This is a genomic window from Arthrobacter sp. 2MCAF15 (assembly GCF_052115605.1).
Lineage (GTDB): Bacteria > Actinomycetota > Actinomycetes > Actinomycetales > Micrococcaceae > Arthrobacter.
This window is the reverse complement of sequence record NZ_JBFRGZ010000021.1, coordinates 34,531-48,516: the sequence shown is the minus strand read 5'-3', so window position 1 is coordinate 48,516 and position 13,986 is coordinate 34,531. Positions and strand designations below refer to the sequence as shown.

12 protein-coding genes and 1 tRNA gene are annotated in these 13,986 nt (G+C 67.1%); 6 read left to right on the top strand and 7 right to left on the bottom strand.

Going from position 1 to position 13,986, the window contains the following annotated elements; all coding sequences use genetic code 11:
- Window positions 1-11: 11 nt before the first annotated feature.
- Both AB4089_RS19690 and AB4089_RS19685 read right to left on the bottom strand, forming a co-directional pair.
- Window positions 12-1,412 (bottom strand): FAD-binding oxidoreductase, encoded by a 1,401-nt coding sequence (locus tag AB4089_RS19690; protein WP_441410958.1) that lies wholly within the window; start codon window positions 1,410-1,412, stop codon window positions 12-14.
- Window positions 1,413-1,621: 209 nt separating this feature from the next.
- Window positions 1,622-3,457, bottom strand: coding sequence for a phosphoenolpyruvate carboxykinase (GTP) (locus tag AB4089_RS19685; RefSeq protein ID WP_441410957.1), 1,836 nt, complete (start codon window positions 3,455-3,457; stop codon window positions 1,622-1,624).
- Window positions 3,458-3,733: 276 nt separating this feature from the next.
- On the opposite strand from AB4089_RS19685, the gene AB4089_RS19680 reads away from it, so the two are divergent.
- A tRNA-Arg gene (locus AB4089_RS19680) sits at window positions 3,734-3,807 on the top strand.
- A gap of 113 nt (window positions 3,808-3,920) precedes the next feature.
- On the opposite strand, the gene AB4089_RS19675 is transcribed toward AB4089_RS19680, so the two are convergent.
- Window positions 3,921-4,715, bottom strand: coding sequence for a FadR/GntR family transcriptional regulator (locus tag AB4089_RS19675; RefSeq protein ID WP_441410956.1), 795 nt, complete (start codon window positions 4,713-4,715; stop codon window positions 3,921-3,923).
- A 150-nt stretch (window positions 4,716-4,865) separates the two neighbouring features.
- On the opposite strand from AB4089_RS19675, the gene AB4089_RS19670 reads away from it, so the two are divergent.
- The 5 genes from AB4089_RS19670 (at window position 4,866) to AB4089_RS19650 (ending at window position 10,749) form a co-directional block, all read left to right on the top strand.
- On the top strand, window positions 4,866-6,413 hold the full coding sequence (locus tag AB4089_RS19670; protein WP_441410955.1) for a dihydrolipoyl dehydrogenase family protein: 1,548 nt from the start codon (window positions 4,866-4,868) through the stop codon (window positions 6,411-6,413).
- Window positions 6,414-6,594: 181 nt separating this feature from the next.
- Window positions 6,595-7,299, top strand: a complete 705-nt coding sequence (locus AB4089_RS19665; protein ID WP_441410954.1) for an ABC transporter ATP-binding protein — start codon at window positions 6,595-6,597, stop codon at window positions 7,297-7,299.
- A complete protein-coding gene (locus AB4089_RS19660; protein ID WP_441410953.1) occupies window positions 7,296-9,389 on the top strand; it encodes a YhgE/Pip family protein in 2,094 nt (697 codons plus the stop codon). Before AB4089_RS19665 ends, AB4089_RS19660 begins: the two co-directional genes overlap by 4 nt.
- Window positions 9,386-10,048 (top strand): TetR/AcrR family transcriptional regulator, encoded by a 663-nt coding sequence (locus AB4089_RS19655; RefSeq protein ID WP_441410952.1) that lies wholly within the window; start codon window positions 9,386-9,388, stop codon window positions 10,046-10,048. Before AB4089_RS19660 ends, AB4089_RS19655 begins: the two co-directional genes overlap by 4 nt.
- A 17-nt stretch (window positions 10,049-10,065) precedes the next feature.
- On the top strand, window positions 10,066-10,749 hold the full coding sequence (locus AB4089_RS19650) for a hypothetical protein (RefSeq protein ID WP_441410951.1): 684 nt from the start codon (window positions 10,066-10,068) through the stop codon (window positions 10,747-10,749).
- A gap of 18 nt (window positions 10,750-10,767) precedes the next feature.
- On the opposite strand, the gene AB4089_RS19645 is transcribed toward AB4089_RS19650, so the two are convergent.
- The 4 genes from AB4089_RS19645 to AB4089_RS19630 form a co-directional block, all read right to left on the bottom strand.
- Complete coding sequence (locus tag AB4089_RS19645; protein WP_441410950.1) at window positions 10,768-11,334, bottom strand: hypothetical protein; 567 nt, start codon at window positions 11,332-11,334, stop codon at window positions 10,768-10,770.
- A gap of 138 nt (window positions 11,335-11,472) precedes the next feature.
- On the bottom strand, window positions 11,473-12,000 hold the full coding sequence (locus AB4089_RS19640; RefSeq protein WP_441410949.1) for a SixA phosphatase family protein: 528 nt from the start codon (window positions 11,998-12,000) through the stop codon (window positions 11,473-11,475).
- Window positions 12,001-12,057: 57 nt separating this feature from the next.
- Window positions 12,058-12,261, bottom strand: a complete 204-nt coding sequence (locus AB4089_RS19635) for a dodecin family protein (protein ID WP_018774263.1) — start codon at window positions 12,259-12,261, stop codon at window positions 12,058-12,060.
- A 411-nt stretch (window positions 12,262-12,672) separates the two neighbouring features.
- The gene (locus AB4089_RS19630) at window positions 12,673-13,536 is read right to left on the bottom strand and encodes a winged helix-turn-helix domain-containing protein (RefSeq protein ID WP_441410948.1); all 864 of its coding nucleotides are present in this window, start codon (window positions 13,534-13,536) and stop codon (window positions 12,673-12,675) included.
- Window positions 13,537-13,986 lie beyond the last annotated feature (450 nt).

The window sequence follows — 13,986 nt, the reverse complement described above, 5'->3', positions numbered from 1 at the left end:
TCCCTGCCCCATCAGGACGCGGGCGTCACCCCGGTGATCGTGTGGCCGAAGCGCAGCAGATTGCCCGGGTCGTAGGTGGACTTCGCGGCCACCATCCGCTCGTACAGCGCCGGCGACCATGCCCGCGCCCGGTCAGCCTCATCGCCGGGCGCGCCGTGGAAGTTCACCAACGTGTAGCCGGTGGAATAGGGAGCCATCGCGGCGAGGATGTCGTGGATGGATGCGGACACGGCCTCCGCGGCTTCCGGCACCTGGAGCCCGACAAGGAACAGCAGGAACGCCGCGTCGCGTCCGGACACGGCGTTCGGCGGCGCCCCTGGCCGGGACAATGCAGCGCGGGACAGCGCCCCGCCCAGCGGCCGAATCTCGATCAGGAGCAGCGGGCAGTCGGTGCCGTCTCCCGCCAGCCTGAGCAGTTCCGCGGAAGCCTCCTCGTCAAAACCCGTGAGCAACGCGCCGCCGTCGGTGAACGGGAGCGGATCCGCCGGGTCCATGTGGATCTGGTCGACATCGAGGTAGCTCATGGGTCCGGCCATGTCCATCAACGGGGTCGAAACCGCGCGCATCGGGGCAAGCAGCGCGTCGCCGGCCTCACGGTTTCCGAGGAAGGCAAAGCGCAGGTGGACGACAAACTGGCCGCGGAGGGGCGGCGGAACGAAGTCCATGTCCGGAAGCCGCAGCAGGGAGATCGACGGCGAGGCGTCGTCAGGCAGCGTGGGCAGCCAGTCGCGGAATGCGGTCAGAACCGGCGCCGCGTCCACCCCGGGATAGATGATCCCTCCGCCGTAGAAATCCCCGAGCGGAAAGAGGTTGAACTCAAGTGCCGTAACAATCCCGAAGTTGCCCTTGCCCCCGCACATCAGCGCGAACAGCTCAGCTTCGGACTCGGCGTCGATCCGGCGCAGCGCGCCATCGGCGGTAACCACGTCCATGCTCCGAACATGATCCGCCGCGAATCCATGGGCGCGTCCGAGCACGGGCAGCCCGCCGCCGACCGTGTACCCCACGACGCCGACGTCGGTGCTGGAGCCGTGCAGTCCGATCAGCCCGTGGGGGACGCTCGCCTCCAGGACGCTCCGCCACTTCACCCCGGCGCCGACCCGGGCGGTCCGTTCTACCGGATCGATGGTCAGTTCCTGCAGGCGTCGTGTGTTGATGAGCAGGCCGCCATCGATCGCCGAATCGGCGCCGTGCCCGGTGGACTGGACGGACACCGGAAGCCGGTGCTCCGCCGCCCATTTCACCGCGGCTGCCACGTCCCGCGCGTCTGCGGCGCCAACAACGACGTCGGGCCGGTGGACGGTCGCGACGTTGAAGGCGAACGTCTCGGCCGCGAATTCTTGGCTGTCGGGCAGCGCGACCGGGCCGCTGACAGCGTTGGACAAGGCATGGATGTCGTCTTTGACAAGCAAGGGGAACTCCTGAAGTCTCGCTGACTGGTGGAATGCGGCCAAGCCTAGGGGCGCGCCGGAAGGCGGCCTAGGGACCTAAGTCCCGGCGGAGCCGGGACATACGTAACCGGCACAACGAAAACGGCGGTCCCGCACCCTTGAAAGGTGCGGGACCGCCGTCGTTGTCGCAGTGCCGGCTGCCAGCGCCGGCTGCTACTGCTGGGGTATTGCTACTGCTCGGCCGCCATGCGGGCCTTCAGGCCGTCGAGCTCGGCCTGCAATGCGTCGGGCAGCGAGCCGCCGAAGTTGGCGAACCAATCCTCGATGGAGGCCAGCTCGGTGGCCCACTCCGCCGGATCAACGCGGACGGCCTCTTCAACCTGGGCGGGCGTCATGTCCAGGCCGGTGAGGTCGATCCCGTCAGCGGTGGGGACGAACCCGATGGGGGTCTCCACGGCGTCGGCCTTGCCCTCGAGGCGTTCGATGGCCCACTTTAGGACACGGGAGTTGTCCCCGAATCCTGGCCACGCGAAGCCGCCCTCGGAATTGCGGCGGAACCAGTTGACCAGGAAGATCTTGGGCAAGCGCTCCGGGTTGGCCTTGGCGGACAGGTTGACCCAGTGGTTCAGGTAATCGCCTGCGTCGTAGCCGATGAAGGGCAGCATCGCCATCGGATCCCGCCGGACAACGCCGACAGCACCGGCAGCCGCGGCCGTGGTCTCGGAGGACAGGGTGGAGCCCATGAAGATGCCGTTGGACCAGCTGCGCGCCTCGGTGACCAGCGGGATGGTGGTCTTGCGGCGGCCACCGAACAGGATCGCGGAAAGTTCCACGCCGTCCGGGTTGTAGTACTCTTCGGCCAGCATGTCGATCTGGTCGATCGGCGTGCAGAAACGGGAGTTCGGGTGGGCAGCGGGCTTGTCCGACTCGGGGGTCCAGGAGTTACCCTGCCAGTCGGTCAGGTGCGCGGGCACTTCCTCGGTCATGCCCTCCCACCACACGCCGCCGTCGTCCGTGAGGGCGACGTTGGTGAAGATGCTGTGGCCCTTGGCAATGGCGCGCATTGCGTTGGGGTTGGTGCCCCAGCCGGTTCCCGGTGCCACGCCGAACAGGCCGGCCTCAGGGTTGACGGCGCGGAGCTCGCCTTCCTTGCCGAACCGCATCCACGTGATGTCGTCGCCGAGGGTTTCGACCTTCCAGCCCTCGATGGTCGGATCCAGCAGGGCGAGGTTGGTCTTGCCGCAGGCCGACGGGAACGCGGCGGAGACGTAGTAGTTCTTCTTCTCCGGCGAGGTCAGCTTGAGGATGAGCATGTGCTCGGCAAGCCAGCCTTCGTCGCGTGCCATTACCGAGGCGATGCGCAGCGCGTAGCACTTCTTGCCGAGCAGGGCGTTGCCGCCGTAGCCGGAGCCGAAGGACCAGATGGAGCGCTCCTCCGGGAAGTGGACAATCCACTTATCCGGATTGCAGGGCCAAGGCACATCAGCCTGGCCGGGGGCCAGCGGGGCGCCCAGGGAGTGCAGTGCCGGGACGAAGAACGCGTTGGTCGCGGTGATCTTGTCGAGGACCTTGGTGCCGATAGTGGCCATGATGCGCATGGAGGCCACAACGTAGGCGCTGTCGGTGATCTCGACGCCGAATTTGGGGTCCTCGGCGTCCAAGTGGCCCATGACGAAGGGGATCACGTACATGGTGCGGCCGCGCATGGAGCCGGCGAACAGGCCGCGCAGCTTTTCCTTCATCTGCGCCGGGGCCATCCAGTTATTGGTGAAGCCGGCGTCGTGCTCCTTCTCGGAGCAGATGAACGTCTGCTCCTCGACGCGGGCTACGTCGGCCGGATCGGAGAACGCCGCGAAGGACTTGGGGAACAGGTCCTCGTTCAGCCGGGTCAGGGTGCCTGCGGCAACGAGCTCGTCCGTGAGCCGGGTGTTTTCCTCGTCCGACCCGTCAACCCAGTAGATCCGGTCCGGCTGGGTAAGTTCAGCCACCTCTTCTACCCATGCCAGCAGACCGGCATGTGTGGTGGGTGCTTTTTCAAGCAACGGCAGTCGCGCCAGATCTCCCATTACGGTTCCCTTCCTCGGGTTCAGTGGTGTGCCTAAATGCTAGGTCGAGCCGAGGGGCCGGTTTCCTGCCCGGACATGGGATGACCTGGGCGGCGCAATTCAAAAACCCCGGAAATTCAACGAACTGACCAGCCCGAACGGGCCATTTTTGTGACTAAGGTCACGTAGACCGGTCTAGTCGGCTAAATTACACCCCTCTCGATTTGTAACTGGGCGCGGCCTCGCGTAAAGTAATTCGAGGTTCGGGGAGCGAGAAGTTCTCCAAGAGCCGAGAATGCGCCCATAGCTCAGCTGGATAGAGCGTCTGTCTACGGAACAGAAGGTCAGGGGTTCGAATCCCTTTGGGCGCACAGAAGATAAAGATCCGCCCCGGTTCGCCGGGGCGGATCTTTTGTTTTAGCCGCCTCCTGCAGGCGTGAGAGTCAATGGCTGCCCGGGCCAACTTCAGCCCGGGCAGCAGTGATCAGGCCGAGGTCTGGGCAATGATGGTGCGGATACCGTCGAAATGGGTGCTGAGCCGCTCGGCAGCCAGGGTCTTGTCCGCGGAGGCGACGGCCTCATAGATCCCCCGATGCTGCGCGGCCGTTGCGACGAGGTCGACGGCGTACGGACCGCCGAGTTCGAGGTGGATCCGGCGGTAGACCTTCCAGAAGACGTCCATCAGGCTAATCAGGAGATCGTTGTTCAGCGGCTCGAAAAGCCTGCGGTGGAACTCGGCGTCGGCCTCAATGAAAGGCTCCCCGGCAGCGGCCAGCGCCTCCATCCGGTCTACGGATTCCTCGACGGCGGCCAGCTGTTCCGCGCTGATCCGGTCCATCGCGGCGCCGACCAGGCCGGATTCGAGCGCCTGCCGGACCTCCACGAGCTGCAGGGCCTCCTGACCGTGATGGCGCAGCGACAGCCGCGCCCGGAAGGTAAGCCCGTCCGTCAGGGCTTCGAAATTGCTGGGCGCCACGAACATGCCGAAGCCGTGGCGGATTTCAATCACCCCCAGCGCCTGGAGCGCCTTCAGGCACTCCCGCAGCGTGTTGCGGCCGACGCCGAGGGCCGACGTGAGTTCGTTCTCCGTGGGCAACGGATCCCCGGGCACAAGATCGCGCTCCAGGATCAACTCCAGGATGTCGGACTGAAGCGCGCGAAGCCGCGTCTGGGCACTGAATCTCGCCAGCGGAACGCTGCTGCCCCGTGCAGTGGTGCCCGCAGTAGTGCCTGCAGTGGTGCCCGCAGTGGTGCCTGTTGTCATGTTGCGTGCGGCCATGCCGCCTCCTCCCCCAATATGGTCCCAACAGTAGCGACCGCGCCCGGTCCTGCAAAGAGCGCTGCCCGGCACATTACGCCGGGACCCGGCGCCGGCAGCGCCCGGAACGCCAGCCCGGATCCGGTCATGGCCCCGGCGTAGGCTGTTGCCATGACGGCACAGCTTGAGCGGGATTTCGATGTCATTGTGATCGGCGCAGGCGCGGTGGGCGAAAACGTGGCCGACCGCGTGGTCCGCGGCGGCCTGACAGCGGTGCTCATCGAGGCCGAACTGGTGGGCGGCGAGTGCTCATACTGGGCCTGCATGCCGTCGAAGGCACTACTGCGGCCGGGCACTGCGCTGCACGGGGCGCAGACCGTCCCCGGCGCCCGGGAAGCTGTCACCCGCACCCTGGATCCGGCAGCGGTCCTGAAGCGCCGGGACTACTTCACCTCGAACTGGCAGGACGACGGCCAGGTCAAATGGGCGGAGGACACCGGGATCGAACTGATCCGCGGCCACGGCTGGATCACCGCTCCGCGGCAGGTCGAGGTGGCGGGGCTGGACGGCAACAGCTACGCACTGACGGCCCGGCACGCCGTGGTGCTCGCCACGGGGTCCACTCCCAACCAGCCGCCGGTCGAGGGGCTTCAGGACGTCGAATACTGGACCACCAGGGAGGCGACCTCCGCCCAAACGGTTCCAGCGCGGCTTGCGGTCCTGGGCGGCGGCGTTGCCGGCGTCGAACTCGCCCAGGCCTACGCCCGCCTCGGCGCCTCCGTGACCCTCGTGGCCCGCGGCAGCCTCTTAGGCGCTTTCCCCGAGCCGGCTGCCGAACTGGTGGCGGCCGGGCTGCGCGCCGACGGCGTCGACATTCGCCTGCATACCGGCACGCGGAGCGTGCACGAGAACGACGACGGCTCGCTCACCGTTGTGCTCGACGGCGGCCCCCAGGGTGACGGCAAGGGTGACCGCAAGGGCAACACGGACGCGGGCTCCGCCGCCAGCCCGGCCCAGGGCCTGGCCCAAGGACATACCGTCACGGCGGACAAGCTGCTCGTCTCCACCGGACGGCACCCTGCCCTCGAGGGGCTCGGTCTGGACAGCGTCGGACTCTCCGCGCCGGAGGGCAAGCCCCTGAGGCTCACCACCGATTCCACCGGACTAGTCCACCGCGCAACTGACAACGCGGTATCCGGCAGCCCGTGGCTCTACGCGGCCGGCGACGCCGCCGGACGTGCCCTGCTGACCCACCAGGGCAAATACGGCGCCCGGGCCACCGGCGACGCCATTGCTGCCCGGGCCAAGGGCGAACTCACCGGTGAACCGGCCCCCTGGACCGCCTTCGCCCAGACCGCCTACGAGCACGCGGTGCCGAATGTGGTGTTCACCGACCCGGAGCTGGCGAACGTCGGCCGGACCTTGGCCCAGGCGGAGAAGGACGGCCTCCGGGCCTCCACCGTGGAGCTTCCGATCCAGGTGGCAGGCTCCTCCCTGCACGCCGAACACTATGAGGGGTGGGCCCAGCTGGTCATCGATGAGGACCGCAAGGTGCTGCTGGGCGCCACGTTCGCCGGCCCGGATGTCGCAGAACTCCTGCACGCCGCCACCATTGCCGTGGTGGGGGAAGTGCCGTTGGACCGGCTGTGGCACGCCGTGCCCTCCTATCCCACCATCAGCGAGGTCTGGCTCCGCCTGCTGGAGGAGTACGGCCTCTGAGCCGGCCCGCGACGCACCCGGCGCCGCAGCCCCAGACCTCAGCCCCGCACCGCTTCTGCGGCCGCGGCCGCGGTCCGGAGCGCCGGCGCGTCTGTTTCATCACACCGGACCCATTCTATTTGAACTGACCAGTCAGTTTAGTTAGCCTTGAGACAGACATTGTTTCTGCGAAAGGCCTGCTTTGCTCTGCGTACAACAGCTCTCCGTGACCGGCCGGCGGGATGACCTGCTGCCGGCCACCTCGTTGGAGGCCGCGCGTGGTGAACTCCTGCTCGTCGAGGGTGTCCGCCAGGACCAGCGGACGGCCCTGGCCCTGGCCCTCAGCGGACGCATGAGGCCCTCCTCGGGAATCGTGAACTGGGACGGAAACGCCCGGATCAAGGTGCTCCGGCAGGCCAGCAGCGTGGTCGACTCCCCCGGCGTCAACGAACCCGAACAGCACCTGAGCGTCCGCGACCTCGTCACGGAGGACCTGGCCCTGGTGCCGCGCCGCCACCGGGGCGCCCTGCGCAGCACGCCCTGGCTGACGCTCAACAAGTTCGACGATATCGCCGGGCTGTGGACCGAGCAGCTGCCGGCGGCCCGGCGGACCGGGCTCCTCACGGCACTTGCCCTCGCCAATCCGGATACCGAACTCCTGGTGGTGGACTCCCCCGACCGGCACAGCGGCGATGTGGACGACTGGCTGCCTCGGCTGCAGGAACTGGCGCACGACGCCGGCCGGCCGCTCGCCGTCGTCGCCACCGTCACCCGCATCCCGGACGGCTGGACCGGACCCGCCGCCGTGATCGGCAACGCCGTCGCGAAGCCCGAACCCCACCCAGGCGACTCATCCGAAACCCTCCTGCCCGAATCACTCCTACCCGAAACTGAGGACGCAAAGTGACTGTGCTGCGGCTGGCCCGCTCCGAGCTCAAACGCATGACCGGCGGTCTGCTGCCCAAGCTGACCATCCTGGCCCTGGCCCTCGTTCCGCTGCTCTACGGCGCCGTGTACCTCTACGCGAACTGGGATCCGTACGGCAAGCTGAACCAGATCGATGCCGCCCTGGTGGTCCAGGACAGCGGCGCCACGTCCGCGGACGGCACCCGGTTGGAGGCCGGCCGAAAGGTCGCCGAAAGCCTCGTGGACGGCCACGTCTTCAACTGGAAGACCGTAGCCAGCACCGATGAAGCGGACCAGGGCGTCAGCAACGGCACCTACGCGTTCGCCCTGAAAATCCCGCAGGACTTCTCGAAGAACCTGATCTCCCCGAGCAGCTTCGACGCCGCCAACCAGGCCATGCTCAATGTCACCACCAACGATGCCAACAACTATCTGCTGAGCACCATCGTGGACAAACTGACCACCGCCGTGCACACGACGGTCGCCAAAGAGGTGGGCGAGGAGACAGCCAACAAACTCCTCACCGGATTCGGCACCATCCACACGCAGATGCTCAAGGCCTCCGACGGCGCAGGCCAGCTCGCCGACGGCGTCGCCCGGCTCCACGACGGCACCGTGACCCTGCACCAGGGCACCGGCGAGCTCAAAAACGGCGCCACCGAGCTGTACAACGGCCAGGTCAAGCTCCGGGACGGCGCCAACTCACTCAGTGCCGGGACCGGCCAGCTCAGCAGCGGCCTCACCGAGCTCAAGGACAAGACCGCAGCCCTGCCCGCCGACGCCCAAAAGCTGGCCGACGGTGCCGCCCAGGTGGCCGCGGGCAACGCCGCGCTCAGCACCGCGCTCGACACCACAGTGCAGGCCATCCCCGGACAGCTCGCGGCCGCCGAACAGGCAGCGCAGCAGGCCGCCTCGCAGGCCCAGCGGAGCAGGCTCGTGGCGTCCACTAGCCGCCTGGTTGCCGCCGGAGTCCTGAGCCAGGAGCAGGCCGACAAGGTAGTGGCCGACGTCGACGCCACCCCTGCGCCTCCCGCTTCGCCGGCCGCTGGCGCGGCGGCTTCCGCAGCTGCAGCCAAACTGCAGACAGCCGCCGCCCAGGTCCAGAAACTGGCTGACGGCTCCGCAGCCGTCAGCGGCGGCGCCGCGCAACTGGCCGGCGCCGCGCCGGCCCTCAGCAACGCCGTAGCCAAGGCCTCTGCCGGAGCGGACCAGCTCGCCAGCGGTTCGGCGGCCCTCGCCGCCGGCGAGCAGAATGCCGTCGACGGCGCCGGCAAGCTGGTGCAGGGGGCGCAGAAGCTCGACGACGGCGCGGCGCAGCTGGAAAGCGGCGCCGCGACGGCCTCCGACGGCGCCGGAACACTCGCCGCGGAACTCGCCAAGGGCGCCGGCAAGGTCCCCAACCCCGACGACGCCCAGAAGGACAGCCTCTCGAAGGTCATGGCCGACCCCGTCGCCGTCAGCAACGTCTCGCAGGCCAAGGCCGGGTCCTACGGCGCCGGGCTGGCACCGTTCTTCCTCACGCTGGCCCTGTGGATCGGCGTCTTCATGCTGGTCCAGGCGATGCGCCCGGTCACCCAGCGCGCGCTGGCCTCCAATGCACCGGCCTGGAAAATTGCCGCCGGCGGCTGGCTTCCGTTCCTGGCGGTGTCCGCCGTCCAGGCGAGCCTGCTGACCCTGGTGGTGGACGTGGGCCTCGGATTGGACCCCGCGCACCCGGTGCTGATGTGGTTCCTCATGCTGGCGGCCGCGATGGCGTTCAGCGCCATCATCCAGGGCGTTGTGGCGCTGCTGGGCTCGCCCGGCAAGCTCGTGGTGCTCATCCTGCTGGTGTTGCAGCTGGTCTCCTCGGGCGGCACGTTCCCGTGGCAGACCACGCCCGAACCGCTGCACGTGGTGCACCAGATCCTGCCGATGGGCTACGTGGTCAGCGGCATGCGGCACCTGATCTACGGCGCGGACCTGGCCATCATCCTGCCCACCATGCTGGGACTGGTTGGCTACACTTTGCTGGGACTGGCAATGTCCACCCTTGCCGTCCGCAAGAACAAATACTGGACCCTCAAGACGCTGAAACCGGAGATCGCCGTATGACCACCAGCCACAGCGGGGACGGCCCGGCGGACTCCGGGGACGCCGAGAAAAAGCTCCGGCCCGCGCGCACGAACGCCACCAAGCAGAAACTGTTCGAGGCGTCCATGGAGCTGATCGGAGAGCGGGGCGCAGCGGGCGTGACGGTCGACGAGATCGCCACGGCGGCCGGGGTGTCCAAGGGCACGGTTTATTACAACTTTGGCAGCAAGTCTGACTTGATTGCCCAGCTGTTGCGCCACGGCGTGGACATCCTCATGGCACGGCTCCTGAGCGTCCGGGACGACTCCGCCGATCCCCTGGCCGCGATGGAGGAGATGATCGGCCAGGCCATGGACTTCATGGCCGAATACCCGTCCTTCGCCCGGCTCTGGGTCAGCGAAAACTGGCGGACCCCCAGTGAATGGCAGGACACGTTCGCGGAGCTCCGGGGGCGCCTGCTCGCAGTCATCGGCTCTGCCATCGACGGTGTCGCCGCCGTCTATCCCGTGGATCCCGCCGTGTCCCGGGGCAGCCTGGAGACGGCCATCTTTGGCGCCTGCTTCGTGGTTGGCCTGGACCGCCAGACGTACAACCCGGAGCGGACCAGGCAGCAAAGTGTGGCGGCAATTATGTCCTCCATGCGCGGCTACGTCGTGAAGCAGCCGCCCGCTCAGGCATGATTGTTCACATGCGTCACATGGGTACCAACGGAAAGATCGCCATCGGGGCGTTCATCACCGCACTGGCCCTCCTGGTCCTGACCGGCGTCACCCTGCACGAATGGGTGCTTGTGTGGTTCATCGGCGCGTCCGCCACGGCCTACGTGGCCTGTGTGGCAGAGGTGGTAGTCAGGCGCCGGCACAAGACGCTGATCGCGAGCGGAGTCGGCAGCAGCCTCTTTATCGCGTTCGGTATCGCGTTCCTGCGCCAATGGGGATTGGCCTTCAACCCCGATCCCGATGCCCTGTCCACACACGTTGATTCCGCGCATCCGGATTTGTACTTCTATCTCGCCGCGGCCGCCGGAGCCGTCACCTTGCTGCTGCTGTTCGCCGGCACCGTCCTGCCCGGCAGGAGCCGCGGCCGGCGCGCCCCGGGCTACGCTCCGCGGCGCCGTCCGGCGCCCGTCACACGGAGCACGGGGACGAGGTCCGCCAGCCCGCGGCCGTCCGCCTCGCGTCCGACGCCGAGGGGAACCGCCGCACGCCCGGCGGCTACTCGGGCCGCAGCCCGGCCCACAGCCTCGTCAGCAGTGAAGTCACCCGTGAAGCAACCGGTCAGGGCGGCCTCCGGAAAGCCGCCCGCGGCAAAGGCGCCGGCCAAGTCCCCGGCAAAGCCGCCTGCCGCCAAGTCTCCGGCCCGGACCACCTCCCGCCGCTGAGCGCGGGCGCCCGGAGGCTCAGAGGTTCCGCGGCCTGTCTTCCCGGGGATTGACGTCCGGCCCCGGAGTGGTGTCGGTGCGGGGCACGTCCTCGCGACTGCGCTGCTCGTCGGACATGTGCTCGTCGGACATGTGCTCATCGGACATGTGCTCGCGGGGAACCTGATCGCCGGATGCCGGGCCGGCGGTTGTCCTCTCGGAACGCAGGTCCGCCCGGGTCGGCATTTCCCCGGCCTGGCCCTCACGTTCAGACGTGACCACGTCGGGATCGATTTCATCGGCCTTGCGCAGTTGTTCCTGCGCGCCGGAGCGGACGCTTTGGGCCTCTTCCTTGCTGCTGAGGGCTTCCTTCCGCTTGCGCTCGGCCTCGAGGGCTGCCTCCTGCGCATCGGCCTCGGCACGGGCCGCCTTGGCCTCCCGTTCCCTCGCGGCGAATTCGTCGGCCTTGGCCTGTTCGCGCATCTCGGCAGCTTTGTTCCGGTCCGCGGCCACCTTGCGCTTGCGGCTGATCATGACTGCCACCGCCACAATGGCCAGCACCACAACGATGCCGACAATAATTCCTATGAGCTGCCCTGAATCCACGTTGACTCACCCTCTTCTCCGGTTGCCTAACCTGCCCCAATAACCGCTGGACAAACCACATCAGCAATCAGCAACAGTAAACCGCAGAACAAGGCCGGTAGCCATGGTTTCCGGCACCCCAGTGCGGCCGGCCAGCGGCTATTTTGCGCGGGGAACCTTGAAATGGGTCAGCTTGGCGTCCTGCCCGTCCAGTTCGCCCCAGGACTTCTCCGTTTCCAGGACGGTCAGCCCGCTGGTGGGATAGCGGGTGGCGGCGTCCATATAGGCGTCGTGATCGGAGTCGCGGGACGCCAGGTGCATGGCGAGGTCCTGCACCCCGGGCATGTGCGCTATCACCATCAGCGTGGTTACGGTGTCCGGGACGTGGTTGATCACCGCCAGCATGCGCAGGGCGGACGCGGCGTACAGTCCGTCCTCGAGCTTGGGAGTCGGCGCCTTGTCCCCGAGCGCGTGGCACACCCAGGTGCAGGTCTGGCGGGTCCGCAGGGCGCTGGAGCACAGGATGAAGTCAGGGACCACACCGTGTTTGAGCAGCCATTTTCCGGCGACGGGGGCATCCTTGTGGCCGCGCTCTTCAAGCGGCCTTTCGTGATCGGCCACCCCGCCGGGCCAGTCGGACTTGGCATGCCTCATGATCACCAGTCGTTTGATGTGATGCTCGCTCATGCCCACAATCCTAGTGTGGCGCCTCGTCCCCGGGACTGCGCCCGGCCAGCGGCCGGCTCAGTCTTCAAGGACGAAGGTCACCTCCAGCACCACATGCCAGGCAACGACCGCGCCGTCGCTGATTTCAACCTTCTGTTCCTTCACCCACGCCCCCGTGACATTGCGCAGGGTTTTGTTGGCCCTGTCGATGCCCTCCTTGATGGCAGCATCAAACGAGGTCTTCGAGTTCGCACTCAGGGTAGTAATCCGCGCTACAGACATTTCTTCCTCCCAATAGTCCGCTCAACGACCAGAGACTACGCCGGACCCAGGAAACGCAACAGAGTCCAACAGCGCCCCACGGTGGCGGCTTCGCCGGATTTGGGGCCGTGCCCGCTTCGCGGTGCCCCCCACGCCGCGGCCCCAAAATCCGGCCTCGCCGCCTCAGCTGCGGAGGCACGTACAGGACAACCAGCCGCGGAGGCACATGCCCGTCAGCCAGCCCGCGGAAGCCCCCGCCACACTGTGGGGAACGTAGCCGTCGGCGGAAGCGAAGCGGTTTTCCGCGTAGTGCCGCATCGCCGACTGAGGAACGAAGGAGGTGTCTAAGGCACGGCGGAAGGCCGCTGAAGCTTTCGGAAACGCGAAAGCGCCCGCCCCAAGAGGGACGGACGCTTTGCGCAGGCTAGAAAGCTAGATCGAGTATTCCGGAGCGGCCCAGACGACGACCTCGGGGTGCTCGTAGAAGCGGTAGCCCTGGCCGCGGACGGTCCGCACGGTGTTGGCCAGGCGGCCAAGCTTGGACCGCAGGCGGCGGATGTGGACGTCGATGGTCCGCTCGTTCGGGACCTCTTCGGCGTTCCGCCACAGGCCCTCGAGGAGCTCATCGCGGCCCACGGTGCGGGTGCCGTTCTCCACGAGGTAGTTCAGGAGTTCAAATTCCTTGAACGTCAGGTTCAGGGATTCGCCGTCGAGGTGCACTTCACGGCGGGCGAGATCAATCAGCACACCCGAGGGCCGCGGATCCTGCGGCTGCTGCAGGCGGGCGGTCTCGGTCCGCTGGCGGGCCCCCGCGGTCGGGTCACCAAAGGTCGAACGGACGACGTCGAGGGCGGAACCCGGGGCGCTGGCCGGCGCAACGGCGACGGCCGCATAGCTTTCGGCACCGGCAACAAGCGACTGGGCGTAGGCCCGGATTTCCTGGGCAAGTTTGGCGATCGAGGTGCCGGCCGCTGCTGCGGTTTCTTCGTCGATCCCCATGTAGAGCACGAAGCCGCGGGCGACGTTGTCGCTGGGGGCCGAACGGACCGGGCTGCCGGCGCCCGGTGCGATCACCGGGGTGGGCGCAGTGGTGGGGGTGGGCGGAACGGCGCGGAGCTGGCCGTAGGAGTCAGGGTTGTAGCCCTGTGCTGCATATCCGGGGGCCGGGAAGCTGCCGGTGGAACCGGCGGGTGCGAACGCGGAGCGGCCGCCAAAGCCCTGGCGGATCCCGGAGGGCTGACCGGCCTTGCTGGCGTTACGGACGGAGATGTGGACGTATCCGGATGCAACTGACATGGAATGCTTACCTCAATGTGAATGGCCGTCATCGCGGCTCGAATGCTTCTTTCCCCGCAATGAAACTGGGGAGGGGCGCCCGACTCTGGGCTGGGGGGCGAATGCCTAGAAACTCTCAGGGGTGTAAAAGTTAGGCGTGCATTCGACAACAGCGCATCTCGGTACCAGCGGGTGTGCTGATCCAGATAGCTGCGGCTGCAGGTGCTGTTGAGTTCTTGTTCACAATTGAAGTGTGCAACGTAACAATGCGAACGTGCAAGTAACAATGGACCGCAGGTTCCACATAGTGAGACAGATCGAGGAATTGTAGCGCAAGTCACAATTCTGCCCCGGGAATAAAATAACAAGCGTTTTTCTCACCCAGGAGCCCGAAGACAAATTTCACCGAAGATTATTCGACCTCAATAGCCGGACAGCCGAAAAGATTCACAGCACGGCAAATCGGCAAAA

Bases quoted from the DNA above. Each gene is read 5' to 3' on its own strand.
- AB4089_RS19640 (WP_441410949.1), bottom strand. From the start codon at position 12,000: ATGAGCGAGCATCACATCAAACGACTGGTGATCATGAGGCATGCCAAG.
- AB4089_RS19675 (WP_441410956.1), bottom strand. From the start codon at position 4,715: ATGGCCGCACGCAACATGACAACAGGCACCACTGCGGGCACCACTGCA.
- AB4089_RS19635 (WP_018774263.1), bottom strand. From the start codon at position 12,261: ATGTCTGTAGCGCGGATTACTACCCTGAGTGCGAACTCGAAGACCTCG.
- AB4089_RS19650 (WP_441410951.1), top strand. From the start codon at position 10,066: ATGGGTACCAACGGAAAGATCGCCATCGGGGCGTTCATCACCGCACTG.
- AB4089_RS19655 (WP_441410952.1), top strand. From the start codon at position 9,386: ATGACCACCAGCCACAGCGGGGACGGCCCGGCGGACTCCGGGGACGCC.
- AB4089_RS19630 (WP_441410948.1), bottom strand. From the start codon at position 13,536: ATGTCAGTTGCATCCGGATACGTCCACATCTCCGTCCGTAACGCCAGC.
- AB4089_RS19685 (WP_441410957.1), bottom strand. From the start codon at position 3,457: ATGGGAGATCTGGCGCGACTGCCGTTGCTTGAAAAAGCACCCACCACA.
- AB4089_RS19670 (WP_441410955.1), top strand. From the start codon at position 4,866: ATGACGGCACAGCTTGAGCGGGATTTCGATGTCATTGTGATCGGCGCA.